This window comes from Virgibacillus kimchii (assembly GCF_055379185.1).
This window is the reverse complement of record NZ_AP043951.1, coordinates 2,169,402-2,181,202: the sequence shown is the minus strand read 5'-3', so window position 1 is coordinate 2,181,202 and position 11,801 is coordinate 2,169,402. Positions and strand designations below refer to the sequence as shown.

Below are 11,801 nucleotides of genomic sequence, written 5' to 3'. Positions count from 1 at the left end.
TTGGATTGACATCCCTATTTGATTCATACAAATTAAAGAATTTGGAATTAAAAAACAGAATTGCCCTCTCTCCAATGTGTCAGTACAAGGCTGACAACGGGAAAGGCGTTCCTGAAAATTGGCATATGGTACATCTGGTATCCAGAGCCATTGGAGGAACAGGGCTGATTTTAACGGAGATGACCAACGTAGAACCAAGGGGCAGAATTACAGAAAATTGCTTAGGTATATATAATGATGAGCAAGTGGAAGCTTTTAAGAAAATAAATGAGGAAATCCATAAATACGGCGCCAAAAGCGGCTTGCAAATAGCCCATGCCGGCAGAAAATCAGTAATTGAAGGCGGAGATATTGTAGCCCCTTCCGCTATTCCATTTTCGGATAAATCTCCAATGCCGCGGGAGCTGAAAACAGACGAAGTGGAGAGAATCGTGGAATTGTTTGCAGAAGGTGCAAAGCGCACCGTGGAAGCCGGATTTGACACGATAGAAATTCACGGGGCACACGGTTATTTGCTTCATCAATTTTTGTCCCCGGCATCTAATCAAAGAACAGATAAATACGGGGACCATGTGTTATTTGCAAAAGAAGTGATTGAGGCAGTTAAATCGGAAATGCCAAGCAGTATGCCGCTCATCATGAGAGTTTCCGCGGTGGAGTACAATGGCCGGGGCTATTCATTTGATGATATATTGAAACATTCTCAAACATTTATTGATACAGGAGTAGATATGTTTGATGTGTCAACCGGCGGCGATTCGGTAAATAGGCCGGATGTCTATCCGGGGTATCAGACAGGATATGCAAAAGAGATCCGCGATAAGTTTGATATTCCTGTAATGTCTGTCGGACGGCTGGAAAACCCGGATGTAGCTGAAATGGTCATTAAAGAAGACAATGCAGATTTAGTAGCGGTAGGAAGAGGAATGCTAAGAAATCCTTACTGGGCAAAAGAAGCTGCAGAGCAACTAGGGTACAAATTCGAATTACCCGGCGAATACAATTTAGGATACATGTAAGGAGGATATACAAGACATGAAGACAGATAATCTGAATATTACGATCCTCGGGGTGGGAGCTATAGGCGGCGTGATTGGTGCCTACCTTGTAAAAGGCGGATATAATGTCACTTTCCTGGATGTAAATGAAGAGCATGTGCAAAAAATGAATCAGGACGGTCTTACCATTAAGACCATTGGTGATTCGTTTACCGTACCGGTTCAAGCTTATACGGTGGAAGAATTTAAAAAGAGGAATCAAAAACTGCAAACTGTTCTATTGGCGGTAAAAGCACAGCATACAGAATCAGCGGTCAAATCCATTTCCGGTTTACTTGCTCCAGATGGGTATATTGTTTCTTTTCAAAACGGTCTAAATGAAGAAACCATTGCCAAAGAAGTAGGTGAAGAAAGAACGGTCGGTTGTTTCGTAAATCTGTTCGCAGATTATCTCGAACCTGGCGTGATATCTTATGGCGGTGTAGGAAGCCTGTATATTGGTGAATTGGATGGAGAAGACAGTGAGCGTGTCACCCAGTTGGTTGGAGCCCTGCAATATTGGGGTGACGCTAAGAAAACAAATAATATTACTGGCTATTTATGGAGCAAATTGGCATATGGAGCAATTCTTACAGCCAGTGCCACCTCGAATGTGACTATTGCTGATTTTATTGAAAGCAAAAAGTATCGTCCGCTGGTCATCGCACTGGGGCAGGAAGTGCTCCAGGTTGCAGATAAAAAGGGAGTTACACCGGAATTTTTTGATGATTGGGAACCGGCTTATGTTTTTCCGGAATTACAGGAAGACAAGCTTGACGAGCAATTCGGCGTTCTTGTAAACAGGCTAAGAGGCTATACAAAAACCAGAACCGGCATCTGGCGGGATCTGGCTGTTCGTAAGAGGAAAACAGAGGTTCCTCAGCAGATGAATCCGATTATTGCGGAAGGAGAATCAATTGGTCTTTCAATGACATTACTGAAAATACTTGTGAAGATTATTGAGGAAATCGAAAATGGTGAACGTGAGATGAGTGAAGATAATTTACAACTGATGATTGAGAAAATTTAGATCAGGAAGTGTTTTTATAACACACAGATGAGATAAGGAGAGATTGTGATGTTTCTTGGTTGGACTTTAGGAGCGTGGGCTGTGGTTGTTCTTATACCGGGAGCTATAACTGCTTTTTCCATCTTCTATTATATAAAAGGAAAAAAAGAAAGTTATGATGTATATGGGGAAGAGGGGGATATGAAGTGAATATGCTGATGATATTGCCAATTATAATATACTTCATTGTCCTCGTAGGAATTGGTGTATACTCGTATAAATTTACAGATACACGAGAAGGGTTCCATTTAGGTGGCCGCGCAATTAGCAGTTGGGTTACGGCGATCAGCTATGCATTTTCAGGAATGAGTGCATTTGTATTGATCGGTTTCGTTGGCATGGTTTACACACTTGGTCCGTCTTCGTTTTACACATTGATTGGGTATAATTTAGGTTTTGCATTTTCCTATATGGTGATTGCAAAACGACTTAGAAATTATTCTGAAATTCTTAATGCATACACCTATACGGATTATTTCGTAAAAAGGGTGCGGGGCAATCCGCATTTGATCCGGATCATATCTGCAATTTCTATCGTCGTGTTTATGTCGGTGTATGTGGGGTCGCAGCTTGCTGCAGGAGGAATGACGATTGAAACAGTATTTAATATTAACCCGACTGTAGCTGTTTTAATTGCTGGTGTAATTGTGACGATCTATTGTTTATTTGGCGGATTCGCCGGTGTATCTATAACAGACTATTTTCAAGGAATTATAGTGGTGGTAGGTACTGCGATCTTGGGAATATATTTGGTATTTGAAGCAGGCGGATGGTCTGCAATCGTATCTCAAGTCGGTGTAGAAGATTCGGGAATGATTTCAGCCAACATGGGTGCAGCAGGATCTACATTGTTTGGTCTTATTTTTGGATATTTAAGTCTGGGTGTTGCCATTATCGGAAGGCCGCATGATACGATTCGTTTCTTTGCGATATCAAGTTCATCGGAAGTACGGAAATCGTTTGCTATCACATTAACTGCTTTATCTATAACGTACTGGGGAGCATTCCTTGTTGGATATGCAGGAAGAGTGCTTTTGCCTGCTATTGATAACCCGGAGTATATATTTCCGGTGGCACTGATAGAGTTTACACACCCATTATTTGCAGGACTCATGATTGCAGTATTTCTCGGTTTGTTAATGTCAACGGCGGATTCCCAGCTGCTTTCTGCCGGATCGACTTTCGGTGAAGATGTGTACCGCAAATATATTAATAAGAATGCAACTGATAAGCAAATTATTTTCACTACCCGTTTATTTATCGCTATTGTAGGTATAGCTTCAACACTTGTGGCGATTTACAGTTCCGAGTCTGTATTCTGGATTACGGTATATGCCTCGGCAGGCTTAGCAGCAACATTTGCCCCAGTTCTTATTGTCTCTCTTTACTGGGATAAGCTCACGAATCAGGGTGCAGTTGCAGGTATGTTTTCTGGATTTATTACCGTTGTTTTATGGGATACATTTGTACCGGAAATTTCTTTCATCATGACCGAAGCACTGCCGGCTATCCTTGTTTCATTTATTGTTATTATTGTAGTAAGTAAGCTGACGGAACAGCCGGAGATTGAGCAGGTAAGGAAAGAATTGGCTCAGGCTAGGAAAGTTTGGAAGAAGTAAGGATTGTTCAGTTGGTTTCTCCTGGGTTATGTATACTACGGTGTGGAATAAAGAAATGAGGTCTTTGGAAGTTATAGTATGGTTGTTAAACTTTTGATATAAGTTATATGTTACGACTTTTGACGGGATCATTACTTTTGCTTTATGTAATGGTTCCGTCTGTTTTGTTCGTTCCTGGCTAAAGGGGGAAGGCCGAAACTAACCATTTGAGAGATACTCTCCCAAAAAGTGTCCATCCTTATCTAGCAGAAATGGTCTATTATAGTTAAGCAGTTACAGCCCTCAATTAACCTTTAAAAGGTTGGATCTAATATATTCAACAAAATACTATTTTTAAGATAAATTGAGAATGCTTGATTGATGTTTTGTTTCTTAGAAAGTGATTCAACTATCGGATTTTTTAGCTGTTGAGACTTATACTGTTTTTAACAGGATTGATGGATTGAGAAAAGATGCCTACCCCTCATGAGTCAGATACGTTTCACTAAGAGGATTGTATTGAAACCGCTACCACTTTTTAAATAGGTTCGGAGGGTAATTATTATATAAATATAAAGTTACTCTGAACGAATTCAAACCACCATCTACTTGTAGTCATGAAAGTCTTACTTTTTCTCCACCGTACGCGGCAACGGATTCAACAACACAAGCATCTCCAATCCGCTCATATCCAGCAGCCGTTTGACGAAATCTTTCATCTCTCCCTTTGTACTAAAGCTGAAGGAAGCTAATTCCTGAATGGGAAAGAAGGAATCTTCATCTTTTGCCATCTCCAATATGTGTGCGATAAACATTCCGTCCTTTTTCTCCAAGAGCACGACAACTCCCAGTTCCGGAAGTGGATTTGGTGCAGGGTTATTATATTGCCAAACCAATGCCGATAAAACAATTGAAGCGATGGATGCATAAGGGATAGCGCCGTTGTTCGTACATATTTATGAAGAGCCATCTTCTGCCACTGGAATGAACCGGTCCAGTCCAGTATAACCTCTTGTATAAAGTGACATGCCAAAACAAGCATGACCATGGATACAGGGGGGCTTTTTTATGGTTCATTGCATAAGATGGCAGGCTGAATTTGGAGGAGGTCGGTTCAAATAGAGAAAGGTACAAACAGGAACGCATGTTTTTAGTAAAAAAGAACTATATAATAACGAAAATTATGTTATAATAGGCATAAATAACTAATTTCACATTCAATTATAAGCATTATTTCTTCTTTGATAACAAAAGAGCATGAAAGGCAGGAGATTTGATGGGGGATAAAAAATCAGAAATTTTTGTATTAAAACAGCCTGATCTTGAGAGGATGCTTTAAAATGGTGTTTGATGTATGCTCTTTTGATTGGCAGCGGACACACTAACATTCTTTTCGATAAATTATCTTATACATAACCGGAAGATACGGATAGTAGTTTGTCTGTTGGTCCCGGATTGATTCTATGCAGTTCAAAAATTAACGGGGGTGTATGGGGTTGCCTGTTGTTCGTGTGAAAGATTTAGAAGCGGGGCATGTATTAAAAAAGGATATCTTTAGAGGGAATATACTTGTTTTAAAAAAGCAAACCGTGCTAACGGAACCCATGATTTGGAAATTGAATTTATGGGGTATTTCAACTGTCGACGTTTACAGTGTAAAAGTGGAAGATGAAGTACATAAACAAACTGATCAGGAAACGGAGACGGAGGATGTTGCTGTACCTGATGTGGAGGAAATCAAGAAGATCTTTTTTAATAACCTGCTGAACCTGGGCCATGAACACCGGTATGGTTTTGCGCTTAATGATGCCGCTGATTACAAGTGGGTGGAGGATCTATTTATCAAACTGATGTCCCATAAAAAGATTTATAAATTAATAGATAAACTAAGGGCGTGGGATGATCATGCGTATCAACAGTCATTTGATGTCTTTATATTAGGGGCGTTATTTGCCAGGAAATTAAAGTTTAAGAAAATCGAGCAATTTGCCGCTGGTTGTTTACTGCACGACATAGGGAAACTAGAAATACCGCAAAGCATTTTGACAAAGTCATCGAAATTAAGCCAGGAAGAATATGAATTAGTAAAAAAGCACACCATTTACGGCTATGATATTTTAAAACAGCAAAAATTCCCGGAATATGTAGCTAATTTAGCAAGATACCACCATGAACGTGTGGACGGAAGTGGTTATCCGGAAGGGCTTAAAAATGACCAGATTGGTGAAGAGATCAAAGCGATATCAATCGTGGAGGTGTATTCTTCATTAACACAGGTGCGTCCATATCGTCATGCATACAATTCTACCATTGCCGAAGCGATCTTACTGAAAGAATGTAAGATGGTGGAAGACTATTACTTTTACACCTTTTTTAGAATGCTGGATATTTTCCCGTTGAATTCCATCGTAGAATTGACGACCGGCACCCAGGCAAAAGTGATTGATACCAACGAAAGTGCACCATATCTTCCGGTTCTGAAAGAGAGGGATAAATCCAATCCCATTGAAATGCCGCTTGATCGGTCGGTTAAGGTTGATAGGATTATAAAGTTTTAAATTCTTCAGCATGTGCTAGTGTGGATTCGGGCCTTTTTACATAGAAAAGGTTTGGTTTCAGCAAACAGTCATTAGGGAGCTTGGCTTTCCAATGACTGTTTTCTTTTTGTCAAAAATACTAAAAGCCGGAATCAAACATCAATAAGGTATCCTTCCAATCGGTCACTGGATGTGGTGATAAGGATAACAGTTGGTTTGACTGTTCGATCATTCCTTCAAAAAGTTATAGAGAAAAAACTGTGATATTGTTTCTTTTTTCTGCATTGTCTGCACTGTCCACTGGTCCGTAAAGCAGGAGGTTGTTATGGAATTTACAACATTAAAAAAGCAACAGCGGATTTATCAATCTGCGGCAATCGAGATAGGGGAGGAGATAACCGAACAGTGCCAAACCGAACAGTGCCTGGCACTGTTCGCCTCTCAACTCAGTCGACATAACTCGACAAAAACCGGGGAGTGACAGGCACCAGCGAAACGTCCCTTGTCAATTCCTATTGCCTGCCATCGCCTGATACTCGTCGCTAATCGTTCGGTTTCTTCCGGCGCCGTAGCCGGCTATTGTCATGAAAATAAGGCAGACGATTAAAACGATTAAAGGCACATGCCAACTTCCGCCCAGGTCACGCAGATAACCTGCAGCAATGGGGCCTATTGCTGCGAGAAAATAGCCTAAGGCCTGAGCCATCCCTGATAATTCAGCAGCTTGCTGTGCATTGCCGGCCCGCATTCCCAAAAATGCTAGAGAAAGAGGGAACAAGGCACCGGAAGTGAGGCCGACCAGGGTCACGCTCGTAAACATAATGATGGATGATTGACTGAAAAAGAGACCACAAGTTCCAGCGATGGCAAGTAAAGAGATACCAACAGTGATACGCGTTTGTGATTTTAGTTTTCCGGCGAGTATAGGTAAAAAAAGTCCAAACGGCAGACCTATAAATTGCGAATAGGAAAGCATCCATCCTGCAAACTCGTTGGAAAGGCCATTTTCCTGCAAAATGGAAGGAAGCCAGGCTATAAGGACATAATAAAAAAGCGCTTGTAAACCGAGGAAAATGGAAACTTCCCATGCAAGTCTGGAACGCCACATCTTTACCTGGTCTGCTGCAATATATTGTACTTCCACTTCGTCCGCCGATGTTCGGTGGCGAACAAAATACGTCCAAACTGCAATACCGAGTACTGCAGGAATAATCCATACAGCAAGCGATAATTCCCAGCTGTTATTGAAAAGTCCTGCAAGTGGAATGCTCAACCCGGAAGCCAGCGCAGCCATGAGTCCCATTGCCGTGGAGTATACGCCGGTCATCATTCCAACATTGTCAGGAAATCTTTCTTTAATAATACCGGGAAGCAGCACATTTGCTACGGCAATACCAACTCCGATGAGTATTGTTCCGGCAAACAAAAAAAAGATCATCGGAATCGAACGTAAAACCATCCCAATGGCTAAAGTCACCATTCCACCGATCACGACCACTTCATTGGAATACCTTCTGCTCAATAGAGGTGTAATTGGAGACATGATCGCAAAACCGATTAACGGCAAGCTGGTGATTAATCCGAGACTCCAGCCGGGAAGCTGAAGGTCAGAACTGATCATTCCAATAAGCGGCCCAACTGCTGTGATGGACGGACGCAAATTAAATGCAATCAAAATAACCCCGAAAATGAGCAGAGTCTGGTTAAATCGTTTCATATCTTCGTACTTGTAAACGGACATGTAAATCACACCCCCTGAAGTTAAAAAGATACTCTATCTCAAGTTCATTCTATGACCAAATTGCTTGCTTGACAAATTTTTGTTAGGCCGTAAATGTGTCGTGTGTGTTTTTGCATAACAGCGGCGTTCATGTATTGTTTTATTTTGTCAAAGTGAGTGATGTACCGTGCAGGGGGCAAGTAAATGTTGAGCACACTGCACATTCAACATAGTCATTCATATAGGTGGTGTAAAGCCAATTAGGAAAAAAGGATAGAATTTGGGGACAAAAAACAGCAGTTTCGTTGGAACATAGCCGGCGGACAAGTCTTTCATCCCCTTTGATGGTATGAGGGCCCCATTACTTCGCCCTATTTCTTATGATCTTTTACTTATTGGACCTATATTTATTTCTTTATTTCATTTAAAAATAGGAAAAAATACCCTGCAAATTACCATTAAAATGGCTTAAGATTAAATTACTAGAAATATTTGAATAGATTTGACTATGCTGGGGTGACACAATGAGTAACAACTTATATACGATCAATACACAGTTAATGGAGATTCAGCGTCTTATGAATTATTATCGTCTAAATTTAGGCAATAAGGAGGAAGAGCTTAGTCGTTTAAATGAAGCATTGATCGATTTGGTAAATAACAAAAGCGACTTCAAAGGAACAAAATGGATATGTATGAAACCAATGTGGGATTACGTAGCATGTCCATATCCACAAGGGCATCTGTCTGATGATACCAATGTTTTCTTTAATCACGAACGAATAACAGATATAATCTTTAAAGGATTTGAATCGGAAGGGGAGTTAATTTTACGCAAAAAAATCTTGGGATTAACTGGTGATGGAACAAATGAATAAGTTAAAGAACATCTTAATTTACCCTTTTAAAATGGCGATACAGGAAATTAAAAAAGACAAAAAATTACAAGAAGAACTAAAACATCAGGACTTAAAAACAGCAAATATTTCTCCTTTTATGTATGCATCTTATATGTTTCTATCAATCATTTCTATAATGTACATTGCTGTTTTATATTTAATCATTGCTGGCATTTTTGTTGATCCAGTTGGTTTTATTCCTTTATTACCAACAATCTTTACTACATGGGTATTTACCCTTATCTATACCAAAGTTTATCCGAAGACCAAAGAGAATTTTTTAAAAAGCATAGGGTTTAATAAAAAAATGAAAAACGTTAAGGAGAAATAATAAAAGAATATATCTTTTATCAAATGGGTTAAAGTATAGTTGCCGAAATCAGTTATTAAAATGCATATCAGTATGAACGTTGCCTACATAATAATTTAATTACAGAAAAATAGTTAGTTGTCACGATTATGTTTCAAGTTATATTATAAAGCCCCACTCGAATCTCTGAGTGGTTTTTTTATGTTATTATTTACATCAGAGTTCTAGTCACTGGTAAACATTAAGCCCTTCATTCTTGACTTACAAGGAATGAAGGGCTTAAAAAGGAACACTATTGTGTTACTAGCACTTAAACTGCATATCCCAGGTTTCGGGTGGCAAGTTTACACCAATTTATACTGCACCAGTCAAAAGTTTAGGACTCCCACGCCTCCAATAAATCATCACTAAATTCCTGAAGCATGCCATACATCTTCTCAGAAATAGAGTCCTGATTCAGTTGATGGTCCAGTAAATCCTGAAAACCATGCATATGTCTGACAGCTTTGTCCATTTGGTCTGTTTCCTGGTAGTGTCAGATTGCTGTCAAATGTGTTGATAATAAGCGAGGGGGCAGCATCATGTAAGCGTCAAATAGTACTCACATTTAAATCATAGATTCATCATGCAATAATCTTCTTAGAAATCATTTCGGGAGGTTATGCAATGAATTAAGCAGACAAAAGAATAGAATGGAAGGCACGGTTTAATACATGGAAAACCAGTGGTTTATGTGTAGCTGAGTGGTGCCGGAAACAAGGACTGAAAGATCATCAAATGTATTATTGGGTTCAAAAGTTTGAACGTGACGATGAGAAATCAGTCGATTCACAATGGTTGACGGCCAACATGAAAGAAGTATCACATCATATGGACCAAGAGCCTGTGTTCATTCATTTTGAAGCTATTTCTGTTGACGTACGTTTAGGTTTACTTATTCTGATATACTGCTTCGTTCAAAACTACGCTCCCCTTCCCCCAATTCCATTTGAGTTATCTTGGTGCGTTATAATTTTATAATCGCCAAACGGTGGGAGCTCTTTAAGAAAAAGTATAATTGCTTTCACCATCAATTACTAAGCACTTTTTAAAAAAGCCTACACATAAAAAACCTAGAAAACTAGATGCACAATCCAATTTTCTAGGCTATCATTTGATTTTACTCTTTGAATAACAATGCTTTACTGTTCGGGTATGTCGGGAATTGATTCATTGGGATCGTCCAATCTTGCTCCGGCACAGTAAATTCATATTTATTAACCAACTGATCAGAGAAAACACGCATGCTGTGGAGTGTAATCCATTCCCCGGCACAGCGGTGCATCTCCCTGAAATTCCCGCCTCCCTGTGCTATCATTTTATACTGTTCTTCATATGAAATATCTTTTGCTCTGCCAATATATCGCTCGATATCAAAGCGCTCTGGGGAAGCGATCGTCCGCTCATCATGGTTGGTTCCGTAAAGGTCTAATACGACCCAACTGTCTTTAGGAATTTCGTAACCATCGATCTCGACATCTCTAAGCGCAATTGCCGGCAACATTGGGAAAAACGGATAATAACGGCGCATTTCTTGAATGAAAGGATCTTGCAAGTTATCGAAATCAGCTTTTAACTTATCATAAACATTTTTTTCCGAAAAAAGCGCGTGCCCCATTAATGCCATCCACACCGTCAATGCAACAGTAGGACGGATAATGTTCAGCAATTCAACTGCCGCTACTTCTACCGGCAACAACTCCCCGTCTAAATCTGTCGCATTTGCGAAGACATATAACGCACGATTCTCTTCCTCAGATACAGGATGTTCCCGTGCTTCTTTAATGAGCTCTTGAGCCCATTTTTCTGAATCATTTCGGTCGGTTATTCCTTTGATATGGTCTTTAGGGGAAGTGACTGCACCACTGATCATGGAGATTTGATTGTGGGCAAGTTCTTTCAGCTTTTTTGAATCGTATTTTTTAATGTTGATCCCCGACCATTCACTAATGGAGTTGAATAAAACGTGATTCGATAAATCAAACAACTCAAGTTCACCATGTTGCTTGTCTAATTCTTTCGTTAGATTCCTGTCCAATATTTTACGATAATCTTCCATTCTTTCAGGTGTCATTAAATCCATGAAGTAATTTTTGCGATGGTGGTGTTCCTGTCCGTCCAAAGTTTGTACACCATCTTCACCGAATAACGTTTTCAATACAGGTTTAGGCATGGCTCCTACACGTGTAAAGTTTTCTGGATTATAAAATTTACGAGTCGCCTCTTCTCCGTAAAAAGCTATAATCTCTTGGTTTAAAAATTCCGCCTGCACTACAGGAGCTCCAACATCTTCGCGAAGCTCTCTTAAAAGATTATACCCTTTGTTGATTAATTCTTTTGTTTCCGTTAGTTTCACTTTAGTTTTAGGTACTTGTTCCATTGATCATTCTCCTATTTTCATTGTTTCTATATTAGCTTGATTCCCATTAGATGATTAATATAAACGAGCCCACACCAATTTTTCGATGTGGACTACTGTTATCATTTATTTAGATTTAATAGGAATGCGGAAAGAGATAATTTTCTTTATTGGGGCGTGAATCCGAGTTCGACAGTAAACAGACAAACTGACTTTCCTATAATGTCATGTTT

General features: G+C 39.7%; 12 protein-coding genes and 1 pseudogene. 9 read left to right on the top strand and 4 right to left on the bottom strand.

Going from position 1 to position 11,801, the window contains the following annotated elements; genetic code table 11:
- The first annotated feature begins 5 nt into the window (after positions 1-5).
- The 4 genes from ACZ42C_RS10660 to ACZ42C_RS10645 are packed head-to-tail and all read left to right on the top strand — an operon-like array spanning position 6 to position 3,725.
- Positions 6-1,019, top strand: a complete 1,014-nt coding sequence (locus tag ACZ42C_RS10660) for an NADH:flavin oxidoreductase/NADH oxidase (RefSeq protein WP_461180318.1) — start codon at positions 6-8, stop codon at positions 1,017-1,019.
- 16 nt (positions 1,020-1,035) lie between these two features.
- Positions 1,036-2,067 (top strand): ketopantoate reductase family protein, encoded by a 1,032-nt coding sequence (locus ACZ42C_RS10655; RefSeq protein WP_461180319.1) that lies wholly within the window; start codon positions 1,036-1,038, stop codon positions 2,065-2,067.
- A gap of 48 nt (positions 2,068-2,115) precedes the next feature.
- Positions 2,116-2,256 carry a hypothetical protein gene (locus ACZ42C_RS10650; RefSeq protein WP_461180320.1) on the top strand — a complete coding sequence of 47 codons (141 nt, stop codon included), beginning with the start codon at positions 2,116-2,118 and terminating at the stop codon, positions 2,254-2,256.
- Positions 2,257-2,258: 2 nt separating this feature from the next.
- Positions 2,259-3,725, top strand: a complete 1,467-nt coding sequence (locus ACZ42C_RS10645; protein WP_461180402.1) for a sodium/proline symporter — start codon at positions 2,259-2,261, stop codon at positions 3,723-3,725.
- Between the two features lie 605 nt (positions 3,726-4,330).
- Here the strand turns inward: ACZ42C_RS10645 and ACZ42C_RS10640 are convergent.
- A complete protein-coding gene (locus ACZ42C_RS10640; RefSeq protein WP_461180321.1) occupies positions 4,331-4,537 on the bottom strand; it encodes a hypothetical protein in 207 nt (68 codons plus the stop codon).
- Between the two features lie 663 nt (positions 4,538-5,200).
- Between ACZ42C_RS10640 and ACZ42C_RS10635 the strand changes: the two genes are divergently transcribed.
- Positions 5,201-6,262, top strand: coding sequence for an HD-GYP domain-containing protein (locus tag ACZ42C_RS10635; RefSeq protein WP_461180322.1), 1,062 nt, complete (start codon positions 5,201-5,203; stop codon positions 6,260-6,262).
- A 304-nt stretch (positions 6,263-6,566) separates the two neighbouring features.
- Positions 6,567-6,722, top strand: coding sequence for a hypothetical protein (locus ACZ42C_RS10630; protein ID WP_461180323.1), 156 nt, complete (start codon positions 6,567-6,569; stop codon positions 6,720-6,722).
- 24 nt (positions 6,723-6,746) lie between these two features.
- On the opposite strand, the gene ACZ42C_RS10625 is transcribed toward ACZ42C_RS10630, so the two are convergent.
- Positions 6,747-7,982: a CynX/NimT family MFS transporter gene (locus ACZ42C_RS10625; protein WP_461180324.1), complete on the bottom strand. Its 1,236-nt coding sequence runs from the start codon at positions 7,980-7,982 to the stop codon at positions 6,747-6,749.
- Between the two features lie 503 nt (positions 7,983-8,485).
- Here ACZ42C_RS10625 and ACZ42C_RS10620 point away from each other — a divergent pair.
- Both ACZ42C_RS10620 and ACZ42C_RS10615 read left to right on the top strand, forming a co-directional pair.
- Positions 8,486-8,839 carry a DUF4176 domain-containing protein gene (locus tag ACZ42C_RS10620; protein ID WP_461180325.1) on the top strand — a complete coding sequence of 118 codons (354 nt, stop codon included), beginning with the start codon at positions 8,486-8,488 and terminating at the stop codon, positions 8,837-8,839.
- A complete protein-coding gene (locus ACZ42C_RS10615; protein WP_461180326.1) occupies positions 8,823-9,191 on the top strand; it encodes a hypothetical protein in 369 nt (122 codons plus the stop codon). The genes ACZ42C_RS10620 and ACZ42C_RS10615 overlap by 17 nt, the downstream gene beginning before the upstream one ends.
- 355 nt (positions 9,192-9,546) lie before the next feature.
- Here ACZ42C_RS10615 and ACZ42C_RS10610 read toward each other — a convergent pair.
- Positions 9,547-9,693, bottom strand: a pseudogene (locus ACZ42C_RS10610) (FIMAH domain-containing protein); the annotation flags it as partial.
- A 164-nt stretch (positions 9,694-9,857) separates the two neighbouring features.
- Here ACZ42C_RS10610 and tnpA point away from each other — a divergent pair.
- Positions 9,858-10,190, top strand: coding sequence for an IS66 family insertion sequence element accessory protein TnpA (tnpA, locus tag ACZ42C_RS10605; RefSeq protein WP_461180403.1), 333 nt, complete (start codon positions 9,858-9,860; stop codon positions 10,188-10,190).
- Positions 10,191-10,329: 139 nt separating this feature from the next.
- Here the strand turns inward: tnpA and ACZ42C_RS10600 are convergent, their stop codons facing one another.
- A complete protein-coding gene (locus ACZ42C_RS10600) occupies positions 10,330-11,589 on the bottom strand; it encodes a cytochrome P450 (protein WP_461180327.1) in 1,260 nt (419 codons plus the stop codon).
- Between the last annotated feature and the right edge of the window lie 212 nt (positions 11,590-11,801).